The 20,474-nt window shown below is 72.4% G+C and carries 18 protein-coding genes; 10 read left to right on the top strand and 8 right to left on the bottom strand.

Annotated features, from left to right (window positions below):
- Positions 1-31 precede the first annotated feature (31 nt).
- Positions 32-2,461 carry a right-handed parallel beta-helix repeat-containing protein gene (locus tag OOK38_RS29050; protein WP_266755733.1) on the top strand — a complete coding sequence of 810 codons (2,430 nt, stop codon included), beginning with the start codon at positions 32-34 and terminating at the stop codon, positions 2,459-2,461.
- On the opposite strand, the gene OOK38_RS29045 is transcribed toward OOK38_RS29050, so the two are convergent.
- Positions 2,431-4,830 carry a hypothetical protein gene (locus tag OOK38_RS29045; protein ID WP_266755734.1) on the bottom strand — a complete coding sequence of 800 codons (2,400 nt, stop codon included), beginning with the start codon at positions 4,828-4,830 and terminating at the stop codon, positions 2,431-2,433. The genes OOK38_RS29050 and OOK38_RS29045 overlap by 31 nt on opposite strands.
- A gap of 279 nt (positions 4,831-5,109) precedes the next feature.
- Here OOK38_RS29045 and OOK38_RS29040 point away from each other — a divergent pair, with 279 nt between their 5' ends.
- Both OOK38_RS29040 and OOK38_RS29035 read left to right on the top strand, forming a co-directional pair.
- Positions 5,110-5,940 (top strand): DeoR/GlpR family DNA-binding transcription regulator, encoded by an 831-nt coding sequence (locus OOK38_RS29040; RefSeq protein WP_266755735.1) that lies wholly within the window; start codon positions 5,110-5,112, stop codon positions 5,938-5,940.
- Between the two features lie 192 nt (positions 5,941-6,132).
- Entirely contained in the window at positions 6,133-6,612 is a 480-nt protein-coding gene (locus tag OOK38_RS29035; RefSeq protein WP_266755736.1) for an SRPBCC family protein, read from the top strand.
- 325 nt (positions 6,613-6,937) lie between these two features.
- Here OOK38_RS29035 and OOK38_RS29030 read toward each other — a convergent pair whose 3' ends face one another.
- On the bottom strand, positions 6,938-8,062 hold the full coding sequence (locus OOK38_RS29030; RefSeq protein WP_266755737.1) for a PLP-dependent cysteine synthase family protein: 1,125 nt from the start codon (positions 8,060-8,062) through the stop codon (positions 6,938-6,940).
- A 318-nt stretch (positions 8,063-8,380) separates the two neighbouring features.
- Here OOK38_RS29030 and OOK38_RS29025 point away from each other — a divergent pair, with 318 nt between their 5' ends.
- Both OOK38_RS29025 and OOK38_RS29020 read left to right on the top strand, forming a co-directional pair.
- Positions 8,381-8,704: a hypothetical protein gene (locus OOK38_RS29025; RefSeq protein ID WP_266755738.1), complete on the top strand. Its 324-nt coding sequence runs from the start codon at positions 8,381-8,383 to the stop codon at positions 8,702-8,704.
- 212 nt (positions 8,705-8,916) lie between these two features.
- Entirely contained in the window at positions 8,917-9,432 is a 516-nt protein-coding gene (locus tag OOK38_RS29020; RefSeq protein WP_266755740.1) for an ATP-binding protein, read from the top strand.
- A 62-nt stretch (positions 9,433-9,494) separates the two neighbouring features.
- On the opposite strand, the gene OOK38_RS29015 is transcribed toward OOK38_RS29020, so the two are convergent.
- The 3 genes from OOK38_RS29015 to OOK38_RS29005 are packed head-to-tail and all read right to left on the bottom strand — an operon-like array spanning position 9,495 to position 13,113.
- Positions 9,495-12,056, bottom strand: a complete 2,562-nt coding sequence (locus tag OOK38_RS29015; protein WP_266755742.1) for an ABC transporter permease — start codon at positions 12,054-12,056, stop codon at positions 9,495-9,497.
- Complete coding sequence (locus tag OOK38_RS29010) at positions 12,053-12,811, bottom strand: ABC transporter ATP-binding protein (RefSeq protein ID WP_266755744.1); 759 nt, start codon at positions 12,809-12,811, stop codon at positions 12,053-12,055. The genes OOK38_RS29015 and OOK38_RS29010 overlap by 4 nt, the downstream gene beginning before the upstream one ends.
- Positions 12,808-13,113, bottom strand: a complete 306-nt coding sequence (locus tag OOK38_RS29005; RefSeq protein ID WP_266755746.1) for an SHOCT domain-containing protein — start codon at positions 13,111-13,113, stop codon at positions 12,808-12,810. Before OOK38_RS29005 ends, OOK38_RS29010 begins: the two co-directional genes overlap by 4 nt.
- A gap of 262 nt (positions 13,114-13,375) precedes the next feature.
- Between OOK38_RS29005 and OOK38_RS29000 the strand changes: the two genes are divergently transcribed.
- From OOK38_RS29000 to OOK38_RS28990, 3 genes are all read left to right on the top strand, one after another.
- Positions 13,376-13,951 (top strand): TetR/AcrR family transcriptional regulator, encoded by a 576-nt coding sequence (locus OOK38_RS29000; RefSeq protein WP_266755748.1) that lies wholly within the window; start codon positions 13,376-13,378, stop codon positions 13,949-13,951.
- Between the two features lie 115 nt (positions 13,952-14,066).
- Positions 14,067-14,651 carry a DUF4865 family protein gene (locus tag OOK38_RS28995; protein ID WP_266755750.1) on the top strand — a complete coding sequence of 195 codons (585 nt, stop codon included), beginning with the start codon at positions 14,067-14,069 and terminating at the stop codon, positions 14,649-14,651.
- Complete coding sequence (locus OOK38_RS28990) at positions 14,648-15,568, top strand: phosphotriesterase (protein ID WP_266755752.1); 921 nt, start codon at positions 14,648-14,650, stop codon at positions 15,566-15,568. Before OOK38_RS28995 ends, OOK38_RS28990 begins: the two co-directional genes overlap by 4 nt.
- Positions 15,569-15,571: 3 nt before the next feature.
- Here the strand turns inward: OOK38_RS28990 and OOK38_RS28985 are convergent, their stop codons facing one another.
- Positions 15,572-16,810, bottom strand: a complete 1,239-nt coding sequence (locus OOK38_RS28985) for an ROK family protein (RefSeq protein WP_266755754.1) — start codon at positions 16,808-16,810, stop codon at positions 15,572-15,574.
- Positions 16,811-16,952: 142 nt separating this feature from the next.
- Positions 16,953-17,612 (bottom strand): alpha-ketoglutarate-dependent dioxygenase AlkB, encoded by a 660-nt coding sequence (locus OOK38_RS28980; protein WP_266765566.1) that lies wholly within the window; start codon positions 17,610-17,612, stop codon positions 16,953-16,955.
- 71 nt (positions 17,613-17,683) lie between these two features.
- Between OOK38_RS28980 and OOK38_RS28975 the strand changes: the two genes are divergently transcribed.
- The gene (locus tag OOK38_RS28975; protein ID WP_266848918.1) at positions 17,684-18,826 is read left to right on the top strand and encodes a methyltransferase; all 1,143 of its coding nucleotides are present in this window, start codon (positions 17,684-17,686) and stop codon (positions 18,824-18,826) included.
- Here OOK38_RS28975 and OOK38_RS28970 read toward each other — a convergent pair.
- Positions 18,816-19,589: a helix-turn-helix transcriptional regulator gene (locus OOK38_RS28970; RefSeq protein WP_266755757.1), complete on the bottom strand. Its 774-nt coding sequence runs from the start codon at positions 19,587-19,589 to the stop codon at positions 18,816-18,818. The two genes, OOK38_RS28975 and OOK38_RS28970, sit on opposite strands and share 11 nt — an antisense overlap.
- Before the next feature lie 70 nt (positions 19,590-19,659).
- On the opposite strand from OOK38_RS28970, the gene OOK38_RS28965 reads away from it, so the two are divergent.
- A complete protein-coding gene (locus OOK38_RS28965) occupies positions 19,660-20,472 on the top strand; it encodes a phytanoyl-CoA dioxygenase family protein (RefSeq protein ID WP_266755759.1) in 813 nt (270 codons plus the stop codon).
- The last annotated feature ends 2 nt before the right edge of the window (positions 20,473-20,474 follow it).

Below are 20,474 nucleotides of genomic sequence, written 5' to 3'. Positions count from 1 at the left end.
GCGTACGACGAGGTGGGGGCACAACAGCGCCATGGCACAGGGCACGGTCCAGGTGACGCACACCGGAACCTCGCGGTGGCGGCGCCGCACGGGTGAGTACGCATCGCTGGCCGCCGCCCTGGAGGCCGCGGCCGACGGTGACGTCCTGACCGTCGCTCCCGGCACCTACCGGGAGAACCTGGTGCTGGAGCGGGCGGTGACGCTGCGCGGCCCCGAGGGCTCCCCCGGCTCCGTGCGCATCGCTCCGGTCGACGGCGTGCCGCTGACCGTGCGCGCCTCCGCCGTGGTCCAGGACCTGCATGTGGAGGGCCAGGACTCCGCCGCGCCCGCGCTGCTCGTCGAGGACGGCACACCGGAACTGCTGGACGTGCGGATCGTCACGCGGTCCGCCGCCGGGATCGAGGTGCGCGGTGGCGCCCGCCCGACCGTGCGCCGCTGCACGGTCGACAATCCCGCGGGCGTCGGCATCGCCGTACTGGACGGCGGCGGCGGGGTGTTCGAGGAGTGCGAGGTCGTCGCGGCCGGTCAGTCGGGCGTCGTGGTCCGCGGGGGCGCGCATCCGCGCCTCGAGCGCTGCCGGGTGCACCACACTTCCGGTGCGGGCCTGTCGGCGACCGGCGAGAACTCGTCGCTGGAGGCGGTGGGTTGCGAGGTGTACGAGGTCAAGGGTTCCGGGGTGCAGATCACCGGCCGGGCCACGGCTCATCTCACCGACTGCGATGTCCACCGGACGACCGCCGACGGCGTCACCCTCGACACAGACGCGGTGCTCACGCTCGCCGACTGCCGCATCCACGACATCCCGGAGAACGCGGTCGATCTGCGCTCGCGTTCGGTGCTGACACTGACACGTACCAGCGTGCGGCAGTTCGGGCGCAACGGCCTTTCGGTCTGGGACCCGGGCACGCGCGTGGACGCCAACCAGTGCGAGATCTTCGACAGCACGGGCGACTACCCCGCGGTGTGGGTGAGTGACGGCGCGACCGCGGTACTGGACTCGTGCCGGGTGCACGACGTGCCGGACGCGCTGTTCGTCCTCGACCGGGGTTCGCGCGCGGATGTCGTCGACTGTGACATCTCGCAGGTGCGCAACACCGCGGTGTCGGTGAGCGACGGCGCCACCGCGCAGCTCGACGACTGCCGCATCCGCGACGCCGCGACGGGTGCCTGGTTCCGTGACCACGGCAGCGGCGGCAACCTGTCCGGCTGCATCGTGGACGGCACGCAGACCGGAGTGATCGTCACCAAGGGCGCCGATCCGACGATCGAGCGCTGCACGGTCACCTCGCCCGCCGAAGCCGGCTTCTACGTGTCCGCCGACGGCCGGGGCAGCTTCCTGAACTGCCGGGTGGCGGACAGCGGAGGCTACGGCTTCCATGTGATCGACGGCTGCCGGGCGACCTTGCGCAAGTGCCGTACCGAGCGGTGCGCGCGCGGGGGTTACGAGTTCGCCGACGGGGGCGCGGCGCCCGGCGGGGGTCCCGTCGTCGAGGACTGCGCGAGCGACGAGAGCACCGCGCTGCACACCCCGGCGCACGAGACGGCGGTCGAGACGTCGGCTTCGTCCGCGAGTCTGCTGGGGGCGATCCCCGGTCAGCGCAGCACCGAACGGGAACCGCTCGTCGGCGGCGTGGAGCCCGCGCAGCCGGCCCGCGGATCCAGGATCGTCCTCGGTGAACTCGACACACTGGTGGGCCTGGAGAACGTCAAACGCGAGGTGCGCGCCCTCACCGACATGATCGAGGTGGGCCGACGCAGGCAGCAGGCGGGCCTCAAGGCGGCGTCCGCCCGGCGCCACCTCGTCTTCACCGGCTCCCCCGGTACCGGCAAGACGACCGTCGCCCGGCTGTACGGCGAGATCCTGGCCTCGCTGGGTGTGCTGGAGAAGGGCCATCTGGTCGAGGTGTCCCGGGTGGACCTGGTCGGTGAGCACATCGGGTCGACCGCGATCCGTACGCAGGAGGCGTTCGACCGGGCGCGCGGCGGCGTGCTGTTCATCGACGAGGCGTACGCGCTGTCGCCGGAGGACTCGGGCCGCGACTTCGGACGCGAGGCCATCGACACGCTGGTGAAGCTGATGGAGGACCACCGGGAGGCGGTGGTGGTGATCGTCGCGGGGTACACCGCCGAGATGGAGCGGTTCCTGTCGGTCAACCCCGGTGTGGCATCCCGTTTCTCACGGACCATCACCTTCAACGACTACCTCCCCGACGAGCTGTTGCGGATCGTGGAGCAGCAGGCCGAGGAGCACGAGTACCGCCTGGGCCCCGGCGCGGCCGAGGCGCTCCTGAAGTACTTCACGGCGATTCCGAAGGGTGCCGCGTTCGGCAACGGACGCACGGCGCGGCAGACGTTCGAGGCGATGGTGGAGCGGCACGCGGGCCGGGTCGCCCAGCTGGACGAGCCGAGCACCGACGACCTGACCTTGCTCTACTCGGAGGACCTGCCGGAGCTGCCGTGAGCGTCCTTCCGGGGACGCTGGCCCGGCACCTCGGGCAGCAGCCGGGCCAGCAGCAGGTCCCGCTCGTCGGCGAAGGCCGGGTCCGCCTGGTAGTCGGAGTGGCCGAGGACCGGCGCGGGCAGCGGCAGCCGCTCGGTGCGGCCGTAGGCGAGCGGGTCCTTCAAGGGCTCGTGGTCGACTTCTGGGCCGCAGTCGCCGGGCAGCCGGACGGGTCCTCCGATGGGGTCGGTCGGACGGTACAGATTGCGCCAGCAGGCGACCTCCCGGTGCAGTGAGGCCAGGGCGGCGGGGCCGAAGTGGGCCGGGAACCAGCGTCCGTACAGGCGCTCCAGCGGTGAGCCGTAGGTGAGCAGCGCGATTCTCCTGCGGACCGCGGGCTTGAGCTGCCAGGCCGCGGCGGCCGCCAGCACACTGCCCTGGGAGTGTCCGGAGAGCACGAGCCGTCCGCCGGTGGCGCGGATCCAGGTGGCCATGCGCCAGGTGAGGTCGGGCACGGCGCGCTCGGCGTAGCAGGGCGGCGCGAAGGGGTGGGCCGCGCGCGGCCAGAAGGTGCCGACGTCCCAGAGGATGCCGATCGTACGGCGGGCGGCGGGGTCCTTGTAGGCGCGGCGGCCCCAGGTGACGAACAGGATGAAGCCGAGGCCGATCAGCCAGGAGCCGAGTGCCTGCGCGGTCTCGGCCGCGCCCTGGACGACGCCGTACGTCCCCCGCGCGGCCTCGCTCGGGGCGTCCCCGGTGGTGAAGGCCCCGGCCAGGGCGCCGGCCCCGAGCAGCAGGGTCACGGACGAGACGACGCCGACCATGAGCGGCGCACGGTCGGTGAGGGCGGCCATCGCGCGGGTGCTCGCGATGCGGCGGGTGCGGGCGATGTCCTTGGCCTCGCCCGGGTAGTCGCGTTCGACGGCGATCGTCTCGCGGCGGCGCAGCCGCCAGGTGCGCCGGGCGAGCCAGCCGATGAGAACGAGCAGGACGACGAGCAGCGGCGGGATCGCGGAGGCCTGCCAGGTCAGCAGGACGGGCGGGCCGGGAATCGAGTGGCGGGTGCCGTCGAGCCAGTCGGCGACCCGCTGCGACACACCTCCGGACATCACGCCGCCGAGCGCGCAGGCGAGCATGGCGACGGCGGGCCCCGCGAAGCCACGCATCGCGGTGCGGGTGTCGTCGGTGCCGGTCGCGGTGCCGCGGGAGCCCGGGACCCGGGGGTTCGCGCGGTAGAGGATGCGGGCGACCACGCCGAGCGCGATCACGAGCAGGCCCTGCGCGAGGGCCAGGCCGCCGAACGTGGCGTCGCCGGGCAGGCGCCCCGACGAGTGCCACTCCGGTCGTGACCAGCCGGCGTACACCAGGGCGAGGACGAGCAGGACGACCGAGCCCAGCGCCAGCCGGCGTACGAGCGTCCGGTCGCGTGCGTGGTCGATCCGGTTCTCGGTGCGGCCGCGACGGCAGACCACCCACAGCACAACGGCCCCGCCCACCACGAGGGTTGCGTTCAGGAGCCCGCCCAGCACTTCCAGTACGGCGGGCCCGCCGGGCCTGCGGTCGTAGCGGGCCGCCGAGGAGCCGACGGCCGCGGCGACGGTCAGGAAGCCCGCGGCCGTGTGCGCGGCGCGCAGCCGGGCCACCAGGCGGCGCCCGTACCAGAAGCCGGGGCGGCCCAGTCCGGTGCCGTCGGTCTCCTCGTCGGGTTCGGCGGCGCGGGACATCGGCTGCTGCGACTCGTACGCGCTCCAGGTGCGGTGCGACAGGTACCAGAGGAGGGCGGTGAGCGCCGCGGGCACCAGGCAGGCCAGGGCGAGGCGGCGGCCCGGCTGGCTCCACCAGCCCGCGTCGGGCCGGTCCGGGGAGAGGAAACCGAGCCAGGAGTGGTTGCGCACGCACGTGCGGGTGCCCGCGCACTGCCAGGCGGCCAGGTCGAGGGCGACCTCGCAGGCGGCGGCGACCAGCAGCACCGTGAGGGTGAGTCCTGCGAGGCGGACGAGCAGCCCGTACAGGCGCACGGCCCGCCCGCGGCCGAGCGAGGCCGGGCGCATCCAGTGCGCGAGGTTGACCACCATGAAGGGCAGTAACAGGAGCCATAGGGCACGGGCGCCGTTGCCGGAGGTGAGGTTGCACCATACGTACGCCTCGCGCACCGGACCGCCGCGGTGGTCGCCGGGGCGCTCCTCGGCGCCGACGTCCTCGGCGCGCCGGAAGACGGCCGCCGTCGCGTCGCCGGTGATCCGGACCGTCCGCGGATCGTCCAGCATGTCCTCCGGCGTGGTGCCGCCGACCCCGTGGACCAGGAGTTCCAGGGCGGTTCCGGCCGCTTCGGGCCGGTGTACGGGGCTGCCGGGCTCCCCGTCGATGGCATGTTCCCGTGCACGTTCCACTGTTCCGCACTTCCCCGCGCCACGCCTGTCGCATGTGTCATGTGCAGGCACAAGGATCGCGCGATCCGGGCACCGCGCACACCCGAACTCACGGAATCTCCCCGATACGTGTGAAAGTGGCGGCACGGAAGGGACACCGTGGGCGTGCGGGCAGTGGCGCGACCGGCGGTGTCCCGTGCGAGGATGGGTCGTCCTCCAGACCTCGGGCAAGGAGAATGTCCACGTGGGAGCGGGTTCGGGCGGAGTCGGGCAGGCAGCGGCGAAAGGACCGGAGCGGTCGTGAGTGAGAATCAGAACCTCCTCGCGGAGCAGCGGCGCGCTCTGATCCTCGACGAGGTGCGCCGCCGCGGCGGTGTCCGCGTGAACGAACTGACGCGAAGGCTCGGCGTCTCCGACATGACGGTCCGCCGCGACCTCGACGCGCTGGCCCGCCAGGGTGTCGTCGAGAAGGTGCACGGCGGCGCGGTGCCCGTGGTCGAGGCGAGCACGCACGAACCGGGTTTCGAGGCCAAGTCGGGCCTGGAGCTGACCGCCAAGGAGGACATCGCGCGGGCCGCCGCCGAGCTGGTCGCGCCGGGCTCGGCGATCGCCCTCTCCGGTGGTACGACGACGTATGCGCTGGCCCATCAGCTCCTGGACGTCCCGGACCTGACCGTGGTCACCAACTCGGTGCGTGTGGCGGACGTGTTCCACTCGGCGCAGCGCACCTCCGGTCAGCGGCCGGGCGCCGCGACCGTCGTCCTCACGGGTGGGGTGCGCACACCGTCCGACTCCCTGGTCGGTCCGGTGGCCGATCAGGCCATCGCGGCACTGCACTTCGATGTCCTCTTCCTCGGTGTGCACGGCATATCGGCCGAGGCGGGGCTGTCGACGCCGAACCTCGCGGAGGCGGAGACCAACCGGCGGCTCGTGCAGTCCGCGCGCCGTGTCGTCGTCGTCGCCGACCACACCAAGTGGGGCACGGTGGGCCTCAGTTCGTTCGCCGTGCTGGAGCAGGTCGACACCTTGGTGACCGACGGCGGGATGCCCGCCGAGGCCCGCGCGGAGATCGCGGAGCACCTGCGGCGTCTGGTGGTCGCCGGTGAACCCGAGGACGATACAGACATCTGACGGCCCGCCAGCTAGGGTGACGCTGCCCGCGCCGCCGGTGACACAGCCGGCGCCGTCCGTGGCGCGGGTGCGACCAGGTCGTCGTCGGCCGCCGACCGGGGTCGGTTCCGCGAGGCGGCCGGGCGGGACCCGTCACGGGCGCTCCGTACACACACGGGAGCCAGGACCCGGTTCCCGCAAGGGGGTTCGCTCATGGCACGTCGCCTGCGTCCGGTAGGACCCGACTTCGTCGAGACGGCTCCGGTGCGTCTGGTGTTCGCCCGGGAGGTGACCGCCCCTCCCGAGGCGGTGTTCTCCGCGCTCGCCGAGGACGTGTCCGGCTGGAGCGAGTGGTTCTCGGCCGTGACGCTCGCCCGGCCCACCACGGACGGCACCGGGCGCGAGGTGCGGCTCCGCGGCGGGACACGCTTCGAGGAGACCGTCCTCGTCGCCGAGGCCCCCGAGGTGTACGCGTACCGGGTCGATGTCACGAACGCGCCGGGGATACGCGCCCTGGTGGAGGAGTGGCGGCTGACGCCCGCGGGCAAGGGGACCCACGTTCAGTGGACCTTCGCCGCCGACGGAACGGCCCTCTTCCGGGCGGCTCTCACCGTGGGGCGGGGAGGCCTGGGCCGCGCCTTCCGCGGCGCGGTCACGGCACTGGATCGGCGACTGACGCCGGCACCGGCCTGAATCCCCGACGCACCGCATCAGGCCCTGCGCGTCCGGCTTCCTGTCTGACCCGACCCTGAGGTCCGGCCTGACCCCACCGAGGTCGGGCGTCCGGTATCCGGCATCCGGCATCCGGCATCCGGCATCCGGCATCCGGCATCCGGCATCCGGCCCACCGTGCCCCGGCACGCCCCGGCACGGTGATCGGTGACCCCCGACCCGCAACCAGCGACCAGCGACCAGCGACCAGCGACCAGCGACCAGCGACCAGCGACCAGACCAACTGCGCTCCCCCGGGCGGGTGTTGGACTCCGGCCCACCAGGCGTGCCCGGACGCCGGGTCGGGTCAGGTCGGCCAGATACCCGTCTCCAGCAGGGAGGTGATCGCCGCGGTGTACGGCGCGATGTCCAGGCCTTGTTCGGCCAGCCACGCGTCCGAGTAGTACTTGTCGAGATAACGGTCCCCGGGGTCGCACAGCAGCGTCACGACGCTTCCCGTGCGCCCCTCGGCCACCATTTCGGCGACGATCTTCAGGGCACTCCACAGGCCCGTGCCGGTCGAGCCGCCCGCCTTGCGGCCGATGGACTGCTCCAGGGCGCGTACGGCCGCGACACTCGCCGCGTCCGGCACCTTCATCATGCGGTCGATGGCCCCGGGGACGAAGCTCGGCTCCATGCGCGGTCTGCCGATGCCCTCGATGCGTGAGCCGCTGTCGCAGGTGACGTCCGGATCGCCGGTGGTCCAGCCCTCGAAGAAGCAGGAGTTCTCCGGGTCGGCGACACAGATACGGGTGTCCGCCTGCATGTAGTGGACATAGCGCGCGAGGGTCGCCGACGTGCCGCCGGTGCCTGCCGTGGTGACGATCCAGGCGGGCTCGGGGAATCGCTCCAACGCCAGCTGGCGGAAGATGGATTCGGCGATGTTGTTGTTCCCGCGCCAGTCCGTGGCCCGTTCCGCATAGGTGAATTGATCCATGTAATGGCCGCCGGTCTCGACCGCGAGGGCGGCGGACTCCTCGTAGATCTTTCGCGCGTCGTCCACGAAATGGCACTGCCCGCCGTGGAATTCGATCAAGCGGCATTTCTCGGCGCTCGTGGTGCGGGGCATGACCGCGATGAAAGGCACGCCGATGAGCCCCGCGAAATAGGCCTCGGACACGGCGGTCGAACCGCTGGACGCCTCGATCACCGGGCGGCCCGGCCGGATCCAGCCATTGCACAGGCCGTACAGGAAGAGGGAGCGGGCGAGGCGGTGCTTGAGGCTGCCGGTGGGGTGGGTCGACTCGTCCTTCAGATACAGGTCGATGCCCCACTCCTCGGGAAGCGGGAAGCGGAGCAGATGGGTGTCGGCCGAGCGGTTGGCATCGGCCTGGACCTTGCGGACGGCTTCTTTGAGCCAGCTCCGGTACTCCGCGTCACTGTGGTCGACATCGAGGGTCTCGCCGGTCCGGGACTGCCGGGGAGTGCTCACGGGAAGGCTCCTAACGCATGGCGCCGACACCGCTTCAGCTGGCCGGACGCCTCGATCATAATCACCTTCCACACGCTTCTCACCTGCATAAACACACCTTTGAGCAGCCCAAAGGCACCCCTGGGGGAGCAGAGGGGAGCCGGAAGGGAGGGGGCGCATCCCGGCCTTTGCTCCCGCCGCCTCCACCACCTCGTCATGCGCACTGGTGCTCGACGCCGCCCGCGGGCAGACTGCACCGCACGGGGCGGTCGCCCCCGGCGGAGATGCACACTGGGTCACGTCAAGGCACGGCCGGAGCGCACAAGGGGGCGGGGCATCATGGCGGAGCCGGAGTTCACAGCCACAGGCGTGCGGATCGGGAAGAGGCTGCGCTCGCTCACCCGGGCCGGACAGGTCCGGATCAGCGACGGCAGGCTGGAACTGCTCACCAGTTACGGCAGCGAGATCGACAGCGCGCCGGTGCAGGCGGTGCGCGCGTCGAAGCCCTGGTTCGCGCACGAGGACCGGGCGTTGGCGGACGTCAACGGCACGCGCTACTCCCTGACGCTCGGCGAGCACGATCCGGCCCCCGGCAGGCCGGGGCCGCCCTCGGCACGCCGCTTCATCGAGGCGGTCCGCAGGGCGGCGGGACGCAACGGCTGAGGTGCGCTCCGCGCCCGCTACCCCTCGTGAGGCACCGCGAGTTGCAGGACCGCGCCCCCTGCGTCACTCTGATGTCACATCACTCTGGGTTTACCGGCGATAACGCTGCGAACCAGCCCGCCGGCCACCACAGCAGGCGGCCGTTCCACTCAGCCACTCTGCTGGATCCGATCTCCGTCTTCTTCCGGACCTCAATTCGGGGAGTCGCAGCCGTGATCAGCCAGCCAAGCAGGCATTGCACGGTGGAGCTCCAAGCCCTGCCGTCGCGGATCGGCCAGGTCCGCAGAATCGTCTCTGCGCAGTTGCGCTACTGGCATCTGGACCCCTTGATAGACCGGGCCGCACTCGGAGTCACCGAGCTGCTGACCAACGTTCACCGGCACGCCCAGCCGGACAAGCAGTGCACCGTGAAGATCGAGCTGCTGCTCGACCGGCTCACGGTCTCGGTACACGACCACGACCCCCGGCTTCCCGTGGTGCGGGAGGCGGACCCCGGTTCCACCTGCGGACGCGGCCTCGCCATGGTCGCGGCGGTCAGCGAGAGCTGGGGCGTACAGCCCGACGGCGAATCGGGCAAGGTCGTGTGGTTCACGCTTCCGGCGTCGTCGCCCGCGGTGACGGCCGCCCTCCGTTCGCCGTACGAGATCGCCTGCGAGGCCACTCTCAGGCACACGGTCGACGTACGCAGGCCGGAACACGCTCCCGCCCGGTCAGCCGTTGCCGGCTGACCGGGCGGTGACCCCCGCCTCGTACGCCGCTCGTTCGCGGGCGTCGTACGGCCGCGGGTGGCTCACTCGGTGGCGATGGCGCGCAGCACGTCCAGGCGCGCCGCCCGCCGTGCCGGGCGCAGTCCCGCGAGGGCTCCGGCAGCGAGGCCCACCAGTGCCACCACCACGAGCCGCAGCGGCGGTATCGCGAAGGCGAAAGCGCTGTCCGACGCTCCGTCGGAGGCCTCGACGAGCACCCAGCCGAGGAAGGCACCGAGGGCGAGACCGCCCGCCGTGCCGAACGCGGCGACGAGGACCGACTCCCAGCGGACCATGGCGCGCAGCTGCGCCCGGGTCTGTCCGACGGCCCGCAGCAGACCGAGTTCCCGTGTGCGCTCGTGGATCGCGAGCGTGAGGGTGTTGGCGATGCCGAGCAGCGCGATCAGCACCGCGAGGGCGAGCAGGGCGTAGACCAGGGTCAGCATCATGTCGATGCCGCCCGCCGAGGACTGCGCGTACTCGTCCCGGGTCTGCACCTCGGGGTTGCCGTACCGCTCGGCGACCTTCTCCACCGCGGCCTTGCCCTCTGCGGTGCTCACGCCGTCCTTGAACGAGACGGCGACGAGCGTGTCGGAGTCCTGGGTGCGGTGCGGGGCCCAGGCGGCGCGGGTGATGACGTAGTCGCCCGCCAGTTCCGACCGGCCGTAGACGGCACGGACGGTGAAGTCGGCCTTCTGTCCGTCGGTGAAGGCGAGCCGGGCCGTGTCACCGGTCACCAGGTGCTGCTTGTCGGCCTCCGTGCGGGTGATGGCGATGCCGTCGGTGCCGAGGTCGTTCAGCGAACCGTGTACGTCGCCGAGGTCGAAGACCTTGCCGAGCGTGACCGGGTCGGTGACCGTCAACGCGCGCCCCTTTCCGTCGACTTCGGCGACGCCCTTGCCCAGCCCGACGGCGTTCTCGACCGTCGACTGACTGGCGATGGCCGGGGCCAGTCCCGGGCTGAGTCCGCTGCCGCCCGCGCCGAACGACGGTGTGCTGACGGCGACGTCACCCGCGAAGGAGCGGGAGACCGTCTGGTCCATGGTGGCCTTGAGCGAGGCGCCGAAGACCGTGAACAGCGAGACGACGGCGACGCCGATCATGAGGGCGCCGGCGGTGGCGGCGGTCCGCTTGGGGCTGCGCAGCGCGTTGCGCCGGGCGAGTCCGCCGGTGACTCCGCGCAGCTTGTCGAGAGGTGCGCCGAGGACGCGTACGGCGGTCGAGGACGCGACCGGACCGAGGACCACGAAGGCGGCGAGGGCCAGCACGGCGCCGAGTCCGGCGAGCCACAGCGACGGCGTCAACAGGACACCCGTCAGGGTGACGCCCACCGCCAGGGCGGCCAGTCCCCCGCCGACGGCCGCACGTCCGCGGGAGGCACCGGAGCTGTCGACCGCCGTCTCACGCAGCGCGGCGAGCGGCGCGGTGCGTCCCGCGCGTACGGCGGGCAGCAGCGCGGAACCGAGGCAGACCACGATGCCGACGCCGAGCGGCAGCACCATGGAGAGAGCGCTGATCACCAAGTCGCCCTCGGGGAAAGGGAACCCGATGGCCGGGAACAGCGCCTGGAGTCCGGCCGCGATACCGACGCCGCCGAGGAGTCCCGCGGCCGAGGCGGTCACGGCGACGACGCTCGCCTCGGCCAGGGTCGACACGGTGACCTGCCGGCGCGAGGCGCCCAGGGCGCGCAGCAGCGCGTTCTCGCGGGTGCGTTGGGCGACGACGATCGCGAAGGTGTTGTGGATGGAGAAGGTCGCGACGAGGAGCGCGATGCCGGAGAAGACGAGCAGGAGCGTGGTGAAGACGGTGAGGAACTGGCTGGAGATCATGTCGGTGTTCTCCTGCGCGGACTCCTGCCCGGAAATGGCCTCGACTCCCTGGGGAAGCACGGGAGTCAGGTCGGAGACGAGCTCGTCCTGACCGACTCCCGGACCCGCGCGCACCCGGATGCTCGCGGCTTCTCCGGGCTTCGCGGTCAGGTACTTCTCCGCGTCGGCCTGCGTCATCCCGGTGAAGGTCACCTGGGCCATGCCGTCCTCGCCGCCGAAGGTCGCGAGGCCCACGATCGTCACCCGGACGGGGTCGGGCGTGCGCAGGACCGTCGTGTCGCCGATCTTCAGGTCGCCCTTCTCGGCGGCTCCCCTGTTGACCACGACCTCGCCGGACTTCGACGGGGCGCGGCCTTCGGCGAGCCGGTACGCGTTGAGCAGCGGGTCGTCGATCCAGTTGCCCGCGAGGGTGGGCGGGCCCTGGCCTCCGATGGGCCTGCCGTCGGAGCCGGTGAGCTGGCCGGCGCCCTGGATCTCCGGCGCGGCGGCCGCGACACCGGGCGTCCGCTCGATCGTGTTCACCAGATCGGTGGCGACCGGCGCGCGCACGCCCTGGCTCTCCCCCGGCGTGGTGATGGTGTCGGCGCTGCGGACGACGGCGTCGGTGCCCTTGGTCGCGTTGCCGAACATGGTGTCGAACCCGGCGCGCAGGGTGTCGCCCATGACGAGGGTGCCGGCCAGGAAGGCGACGCCGAGGAGCACGGCGAAGAACGTGCCCGCGAAGCGGCGTTTGTGGGAGCGCAGCGAGGAGGCGCTGAGGCGCAGGGCGGCGTTCATACCGGTGCCCCCTTGCTGTCGAAGGCCTTCATACGGTCGAGGACCTTGTCGGCCGTCGGGTTCTCCATCCGGTCCACGAGGCGTCCGTCGGCGAGGAAGACCACCTCGTCGGCGTGCGCGGCGGCGACCGGGTCGTGCGTGACCATGACGACCGTCCGGTCCATCTGGCGCACCGCCCGGCCGAGCAGGTTCAGGACCTCCTCGCCGGAGCGGGAGTCGAGGTTGCCGGTGGGTTCGTCGGCGAAGACGACGTCGGGCTGTCCGGCGAACGCCCTTGCCACGGCGACGCGTTGCTGCTGTCCGCCGGATAGCTCGCTGGGGCGGTGATGGAGCCGGTCGCGCAGGCCGACGACGTCGACGAGGGCGTCGGTCCATTCACGGGAGCCCTTGGTTCCGGCGAGGTCCATGGGCAGCGCGATGTTCTCGGCGACGGTGAGCGTCGGAATCAGGTTGAACGCCTGGAAGACGAAGCCGATCCGGTCGCGGCGCAGCAGGGTGAGACGGCGGTCGTCGAGGGTGCCGAGCTCGGTGTCACCGATGTAGGCGGCCCCCGAGGTGAGCGTGTCCAGGCCGGCCGCGCAGTGCATCAGGGTGGACTTGCCGGAGCCCGAGGGCCCCATGATCGCGGTGAAGCGGCCGGCCGGAAAGCCGACGCTCACCCCGTCCAGGGCCCTCACGGCGGTGTCGCCGCCGCCGTACACCTTCACGGCGTCGGTGACGCGTGCCGCGTCCCGGCGGGCGGTGGTGGCCGTCATGCCGCACCGCCCTTGCCCGTGCGCCCGAACTGCTCGTCGAGGACGGAGAGCCGGCGCCAGTACTCGTCCTCGTCGATCTCTCCGGAGGCGAAACGGCGGCCGAGCACGGCGATCGGCGAGTCACCGGCCGGGAGGGAGCCGCCGGGGCCGAATCCGCCCGTCGCACGCCACGGGCCGCGGCGTCCGCGCCAGACGGTGCGGCGCAGCACGGTCACGACGCCGATCACGACGGCCGCCCAGATCAGCGGAAGGAACAGGATCCACGGGCCGGGGCCGCCGTCCCAGTTCGCCAGGGTCTGCATCTCGAGTCATCTCCTCGGTGGGGATCGCGGGTGGGAATCGCGCGTTTCCGCGGGATCTCTTTGCGATGCTTCGAGACTCGCCCAGACAGGGGGTCCGGGTCGTCGTACGGCCAGCGGCACTGCGCGTACCCCCCGGGGAGTACGCCGGGCACCACGCGCTGCTTCGTGCGGGGTGCCCTCCCCCAGGTGGTGCGGCGGCCGGCACGCTCGCCGCGCGTCCGGGCTCGATAGGCCAGGAACCCTCGCCTCTGTACCTACTAGTATGTACAGTGAATTCATGAGCACTCCGGACCGACTGATCGAGTCCACGCGCGAGCTGCTGTGGGAGCGCGGGTACGTGGGCACCAGCCCCAAAGCGATCCTGGAGCACGCGGGCGCGGGGCAGGGCAGCATGTACCACCACTTCCGGGGCAAGCCCGACCTGGCGCTCGCCGCGATCCGCCGCACCGCCGAGGAGATGCGGGCCGGCGCCGAGGCCGTCCTCGGCTCGCCCGGATCGCCGTACGAGCGGATCGAGGCCTATCTGCGCCGCGAACGCGACGTCCTGCGCGGCTGCCCCATCGGGCGGCTCACGATGGACCCGGACGTGATCGCGAGCGACGAGCTGCGCGCACCGGTCGACGAGACACTGGACTGGCTGCGCGGGCGACTGGCCGCCATCGTCGAAGAGGGCAAGGAACAAGGCCAGTTCGCGGCCAGGCTCGACAGCACGGAGATCGCGGCGACGATCCTCGCCACCGTCCAGGGCGGCTATGTCCTGGCGCGCGCCTCCGGTTCACCGGCCGCGTTCGACACGGGAGTTCGGGGACTGCTCGCCCTGCTGGCCCCCGCCCGCTGACACCGCCGCACCGAAGCCCCCGGGCGTGCGTCCACACTCCCCGCGAAGGACGACCGGCAGGGCGCGGACACGGCATTCCGAGGATGACCCAGGAAGCTCGAGGAAGGACCTTCCGATGCACGCCATGCAGTACGAGCTCACGCTTCCCGCCGACTACGACATGACCGTGATCCGCGACCGGGTCTCCCGCATCGGCCATCTGCTGGACACGTGGGACGGCCTCGGGTTCAAGGCGTATCTGATCCGCGAGCGCGGGGTGGACGGCTCTCCGGTCAACCAGTACGCGCCGTTCTACCTGTGGAACACCACCCAGGGCATGAACTCCTTTCTCTGGGGCGGGGCGTTCCAGGGCCTGGTGAACGACTTCGGGCGCCCCGTCGTGCAGCACTGGACCGGACTCGCGTACGAGGAGGGAGGCTCCGCGGGCTCGCCGGCCAGGGTCGCGGTGCGTCGGCGCCGGCCCGTCGCCGAGGGGGTGGAACTGGCCGAGGCGATGGAGGACGCGGTGCGCGAGGCCGGGCGGCTCACCGCGATGGACGGGGCCGTCGGCGCGGCCGCCGCCGTGGATCCCCGGCACTGGGAGGTCGTGCACATCTCGCTCTGGGACCACGACTCCCCCAAGGCGTCGGGTGAGGTCTTCCAGGTGCTGCACCTGTCGCAACCGGAACGCGACCGGCTGCCGCGGGGCCGGCAGTGGTGAGCCCTGCCGCCGCGGTCCGTACGGTCCTGGGCGACGTGCTCCCCGAGCAGCTCGGGGTGTGCGACGCGCACGACCATCTCTTTTTCAGCAGTCCCGTGCTGCCGGGCGAGGAACTGCGCGCCGCGTCCGCCGCACGGGCCGAACTCGCCGCGTTCCGCGCGCAGGGCGGCGCCGCCGTGGTCCAGTGGACGCCGTACGGTCTGGGCAGGCGGGCCGCGGATCTGCCGCTGATCTCCCGCGACGCCGGGGTCCACGTCGTCGCGGCGACCGGACTGCACCAAGCGGCGCACTACACAACGGAGTTGCTGAACCGGCTGCGCGGAAGGCTGGCCGACGTCCTCGTCGCCGAACTCACCTCGGGCATCGGGACCTCCGGCGTCCGGGCCGGGCTCATCAAGGTCGCGGGCGGCTTCCACGCCCTGGACGCGCACGCCCGCTGGACGATGACCGCCGCGGCGGAGGCTCATCACGCCACCGGAGCGCCGATCGCCGTACACCTGGAGCTGGGCACCGGCGCCCTCGACGTACTCGACCTGCTGTGCGGCGAGTTGGGCGTGCCGCCCCACCGGGTGATTCTGGGGCACCTCAATCGATCGCCCGACCTCGTGGTGCAGCGCGAGGCCGCCGCGACGGGCGCCTTCCTCGCCTTCGACGGCCCCTCCCGTGCCCACCACGCCACGGACTGGCGCATGCCCGACGCCGTACGCGCCCTCGCCGACGCCGGTTTCGGCCACCGGCTGCTCCTCGGCGGCGACACGACGACCGCGGCGGCGCGCTCGGTCAACGGCGGCCCGGGGATGCCGCATCTGCTGCGCCGGGTCCGCCCGAGGCTCGAACTCGCCCTGGGCACGGACCTGGTGGACCGCATCCTCACCGAGAACGCCGGGCGCGCCTTCGCCGTCGCCTGGCGCTCATGAGCGTCAGACGGGCAGCGCCGTCAACGGATCGTCCAGCACCGGCTGCCACGCCAACTCGGCAGCCCCGACCAGGCTGTTGTGGTCCAGGGTGCACGCGAGGATCGGTACCCCGCCGCTCCGTCCCCACAGGCTGCGGTCGGCGACGACGGCACGCAACCGGTCCGGGTCGGCGTCCAGCAGGGCGCGGTGCAGTCCGCCGAGGATGATGCGGTCCGGATTGAGGATGTTGACGAGGCCCGCGAGGCCGAGGCCGAGGCGGTCGATCAGCGCCTCGATGGCCGTACGGACGGACGGATCGGCGTACTCGTCGCGGATCAGCTCGTTGGCCTGCTGGAGCAGCGACACCTCAGGGCCCGGGGCGCGGCCGGCCGCGGTGAGGAAGGCCAGCGGGTCCGCCTCGACGTCGAGACAGCCCCGGCTGCCGCAGTAGCAGGGGCGGCCCTCGGGATTGACGGTGAGGTGGCCGACTTCGAGCGCGAGCCCGGAACTGCCCGTGTGCAGGCGCCCGTCGAGCACCAGCGCGCCGCCGACACCACGGTGTCCGGTGGCCACGCAGAGCAGGTCGCGGGCGCCCCGGCCCGCTCCGTGCCGGTGCTCGGCGAGGGCGGCGAGGTTGACGTCGTTGCCGGCGAACGCCGGCCCCTCGATACCGGCCGCCCGCACCCGCTCGGCGAAGATCTGCTCGACGGGGGCGCCCGCGGGCCAGGCCAGGTGCAGGGGGTTGAGGGCCAGCCCCTCGGGTTCGGCGACCGCGGAGGGGACGGCGAGCCCGGCGCCCACACAGCGGCGCCCGGTCTCACGGAGCAGTTCGGCGCCGGCGTCGACGACGGAGCCGAGGACCTTGGCCGGATCGGCGTCGACGATCTCGCAGCCGGGCGCGGTCGCCACGATCCGGCCGCCGAGGCCGACCAGCGCGGCGCGGAACCCGTCGGCGTGCACTTGCGCGGCCAGCGCGACGGGCCCGTCCTCGGCGACCTCCAGCCGGTGCGAGGGGCGCCCTTGGGAACCGGCGGCGGCACCGGGCCGCGCGTCGACCCGGATCAGCCCCAGCGCCTCCAGCTCGGCGGCCACCGCGCCCGCGGTCGCCCGGGTGACTCCCAGCTCGGCGGTGAGCACGGCACGTGTCGGCGCGCGCCCGGTGTGCACGAGCTCCAGCGCCGGTCCGAGCGCTCCGCGCCCCCGGTCGAGCCGTGTCCGCGTGTTCCCATCCCCCGCCGTCCGGGGGCCCGCCTTGCCGTTCATGAGGGCGAGTCTCCCATGATCCGCTCCCGCGGGGCCCGTCCGGTCCCGGCGGCCCCGGCGAGGAGACACGCGGGCGCGGGACCTGGCTTTCGGATCGCACCCGGGCCCTGCGGGTCCGGGGCGGGCCCCGACCGGACAGGTCCTAGAAGCCGCCGGCCCGGAGCGTGACGTTCAGCCGCCCGGCCAGTCCCAACTCTGGGGGCGCCGTGCCCCCGTACACCCTCGGTACCCCGTGATACGCGAGCCGTGACGCGCCGCCGAACACGAAGAGATCGCCGCTGCGCAGCTCGACGTCGGTGTACGGCCGTGTCCGGGACTCCGTGTTCCCGAAGCGGAAGACGCAGGTGTCGCCCAGGCTCAGCGACACCACCGGGGCGTCCGACGATTCGTCGCTGTCGCGGTGCATGCCCATGCGGGCTTCGGCGTCGTAGAAGTTGATCAGTGCGATGTCGTACGTGGCGGGGGCGTCCGTGCCGAGGGCGTCGGCGCCGAGGGTGTCCGCGACCGCCTCCCGGGCCAGGTCGCCGAGCAGGTCGGGGAAGGGCTTCACCGGGGAACCGTCGCCGTCGACCACGGTGCGGGCGTAGCCGTACGGGTACCAGTGCCAGCCCAGACAGACCTGCCGGGAGGTCATCGTGCCGCCGCCGGGGGTGCGGACGGTGCGCAGGCCCGCCGGCGGGCGGGCCCAGCCCCGGCAGGCCTCCAGAAGCCGCCGCTGACGGTCCGCGTCCAGCCAGTCCGGGAGGTGCACCGCGCCGGGCGCGATCTCCGTCCGGCTGCGGGGGAACAGCTCCGCGTCCATCGACATGCCCCCATCCTCGCGCACCCGGGCCGCTCCGCGTCGCATAGCCTGGACCCACGATGAACGACCGTATGACCACACCCTGGGGCGATTACGAGCTCGCCCGTTTTCCCGAGGACCCTCGCGAGCGGCTGCGCGCCTGGGACGCCGCCGACACCTATCTGCTGCAGCACCTCGCGGAGAGCGACATCTCCCTGACGGGTTCGGTCGTGATCGTCGGCGACCGGTGGGGCGCGCTCGCCACGGCACTGTCGTCGCGGCGGCCGACACAGATCACCGACTCCCTCCTGGCGCAGGAGGCGACCCGCGCGAATCTGGCGCGGGCCGGTGCCGAGGAGTCCGCCGTCCGGCTCCTGACGACCCAGGACCCGCCTCCCGAGCGGATCGACGTGCTGATCGTGCGGGTGCCGAAGAGCCTCGCCCTGCTCGAAGACCAGCTGCACCGGCTGGCGCCCGGCGTGCACGAGGGCACGGTCGTGGTCGGCACCGGGATGGTCAAGGAGATCCACACCTCGACGCTGCACCTCTTCGAGCGGATCCTCGGTCCGACCCGCACCTCGCTGGCCGAGAAGAAGGCCCGGCTGATCTTCTGCACCCCGCTCCAGGGGATCGCCCGGAAATCGAACCCCTGGCCGTACAGCTACGAGCTCCCTGACGGCGTCGGCGTGGTGTCCGGCCGCACGGTCGTCAACCACGCGGGCGTCTTCTGCGCCGACCGCCTCGACATCGGCACCCGCTTCTTCCTCCAGCACCTGCCGCGCAGCCGGGGCGCCGAGCTGATCGTGGACCTGGGCTGCGGCAACGGCGTGGTCGGTACGGCGATGGCGCTGGCCAATCCCGAGGCGGAGCTGCTGTTCGCCGACGAGTCGTACCAGGCGGTGGCCTCGGCGGAGGCGACCTACCGGACGAACGCCGACGGGGTCGCCGAGTTCCGTGTCGCCGACGGACTGGCGGGCGTCCCCGCCGGGAGCGTCGACCTCGTCCTGAACAATCCGCCGTTCCACTCCCACCAGGCGACGACGGACACGACCGCCTGGCGGATGTTCTCTGACGCGCGGCGCGCTTTGCGGCCGGGCGGCGAGCTGTGGGTGATCGGCAATCGCCACCTGGGCTACCACCTGAAGCTGCGCCGGCTCTTCGGCAACAGTGAACTGGTCGCGGGTGACGCCAAGTTCGTGATTCTGCGGGCCGTGAAGAAGGACGTCAGCCCGTAGCCCCGCGCAGCACGCGGGGCGGGGCGCCCAGTTCTCTCCTGCAGGCCTTGTTGAAGGCCTGCAGGTCGGGGATGCCGACCGAAGCCGCCACGGCCGGGATGGACAGGGTCGAGGCGCGGAGCAGGTGGTGGGCGCGCTCCAGTCTGCGACGGCGGATGTAGGCCACGACCGTGGTGCCGGTCTCGGCGCGGAAGAGCCGGGTGAGGTGGTTGTGGGAGATCCCGGCGGCGCGGGCGATCTCCGGGACGGTGAGCGGAGCGGCCAGCCGGGCTTCGATGTGGGCGATGGCGGTCCCGACCGCGGGGTGCGGACCCGGGCTCGCCACGACGGCCGGGGTGAGGCCGGCGATGTGCCACAGCGCGGTCCAGATCTCGGACCTGGTGCGTTCGGGCGCTCCGGGGGCCGCCGCGATGGCGTGCAGCAACAGCCCCGACAGCAAGGGAAGTTCGGGTCCGGCGTCCTGTACGACGGGGACGGTCCGCGACGGTCCGACGGGGGCGATGCGCAGGTGCGCGTACAGGTGCTCCGAGAGGCCCCGGTAGCGGTAGCGGACCGTGGCGCCGGGCGGTACGAGGCTGACGCGTCCGGGACGGATGAGGTGCGCCGTGCCGTCGACGGTCAGCTCGGCGTCGTACCGGTAGAGGTGCAGCTGCCACAGTTCCGGCAGCCGGAAGACGTCCGTCGCGCTCGCGACCCCGTGCACGCCGACGCCGGCACCGGCCACTTCGGGCGGCTCGCCGAGGTGCAGGCGCGTCTCACGCATGGTGAGAAATTACCAGCGATGGTGAATGGGGCCAACGCGCATCGGAGGGTGCCGCTCCTACGGTGGGGCCATGACCGACGCCAAGCTTCTGAGTTCGGTGCGCATGGCGCACTTCGTGGCTCACGGCTCGCTGCGGCTGGACGCCGTGGTGCCGCCCGGGATGAACGCCGAAGGCATTGGGATGCTCCGCGAGGGCCTGCCCGCCGTGCCGTACGGCACGCCTGTCCCGGAGGCCTATCCCGAGGGCTCGTTCGTCCGCCGCCTCCTCGAACTCCCCTTGGTGGCAGGAGCGTTGCGGAGTCTGGTCGGTCCCGGACCCGCCGTCGACCACCACGCGGTCCACATCCGCGAGCCGCACGAGGGGCAGGCCCAGCCGCTCCACGGTGACGCGATCATCGATGTGCGCACCGACGCGTTCGACGTCCAGTTGATGTACTACCCGCACGACGTCACGCTCGACATGGGCGGCACCCTCAGCGTTCCCGGCAGCCATCTGCGCCGCACCAACGAGTCGGACACCGGCCGCTACCAGAACCTTCGCGGGCAGAGCCGGCTCGTCTGCCCCGCAGGGACCGTGGTGTTTCTGCACCATGGCCTGTGGCACGGCGGACGACGCAACGACAGCGACATCGCGCGCTCCATGTTCAAGATCCGCTTCAACCCGACGGTGCGACAGCGGCGGCTGTGGGACACCTCGGACCTCGCCGATCCGGGCGTCGCCGAGGAACTCGCCACCACGTTCCCGTGGTACGAGCCCGCCACCGGCCGCCTGGAGGTCTACAACCGCGTCCTGCTGTGGCGGTCGCTCACCGGGGACGGCTCCTTCGACCTGGACCACTGGGTGACCCGGGTCTCCAACCGCCCCGAGAGGAGGATCGCGTGACG

It is taken from the genome of Streptomyces sp. NBC_00568 (assembly GCF_026341855.1).
In the GTDB taxonomy this organism is placed as follows: Bacteria; Actinomycetota; Actinomycetes; order Streptomycetales; family Streptomycetaceae; genus Streptomyces.
This window is presented reverse-complemented; position numbering and strand designations above follow the sequence as displayed.

Excerpts from the sequence above, each read along its gene's own strand:
- OOK38_RS29050 (WP_266755733.1), top strand. The coding sequence starts at position 32 with ATGGCACAGGGCACGGTCCAGGTGACGCACACCGGAACCTCGCGGTGG.
- OOK38_RS29035 (WP_266755736.1), top strand. The coding sequence starts at position 6,133 with ATGGCACGTCGCCTGCGTCCGGTAGGACCCGACTTCGTCGAGACGGCT.
- OOK38_RS29025 (WP_266755738.1), top strand. The coding sequence starts at position 8,381 with ATGGCGGAGCCGGAGTTCACAGCCACAGGCGTGCGGATCGGGAAGAGG.
- OOK38_RS29015 (WP_266755742.1), bottom strand. The coding sequence starts at position 12,056 with ATGAACGCCGCCCTGCGCCTCAGCGCCTCCTCGCTGCGCTCCCACAAA.
- OOK38_RS29010 (WP_266755744.1), bottom strand. The coding sequence starts at position 12,811 with ATGACGGCCACCACCGCCCGCCGGGACGCGGCACGCGTCACCGACGCC.
- OOK38_RS29005 (WP_266755746.1), bottom strand. The coding sequence starts at position 13,113 with ATGCAGACCCTGGCGAACTGGGACGGCGGCCCCGGCCCGTGGATCCTG.
- OOK38_RS29000 (WP_266755748.1), top strand. The coding sequence starts at position 13,376 with ATGTACAGTGAATTCATGAGCACTCCGGACCGACTGATCGAGTCCACG.
- OOK38_RS28995 (WP_266755750.1), top strand. The coding sequence starts at position 14,067 with ATGCACGCCATGCAGTACGAGCTCACGCTTCCCGCCGACTACGACATG.
- OOK38_RS28985 (WP_266755754.1), bottom strand. The coding sequence starts at position 16,810 with ATGAACGGCAAGGCGGGCCCCCGGACGGCGGGGGATGGGAACACGCGG.
- OOK38_RS28980 (WP_266765566.1), bottom strand. The coding sequence starts at position 17,612 with ATGGACGCGGAGCTGTTCCCCCGCAGCCGGACGGAGATCGCGCCCGGC.
- OOK38_RS28975 (WP_266848918.1), top strand. The coding sequence starts at position 17,684 with ATGACCACACCCTGGGGCGATTACGAGCTCGCCCGTTTTCCCGAGGAC.
- OOK38_RS28970 (WP_266755757.1), bottom strand. The coding sequence starts at position 19,589 with ATGCGTGAGACGCGCCTGCACCTCGGCGAGCCGCCCGAAGTGGCCGGT.
- OOK38_RS28965 (WP_266755759.1), top strand. The coding sequence starts at position 19,660 with ATGACCGACGCCAAGCTTCTGAGTTCGGTGCGCATGGCGCACTTCGTG.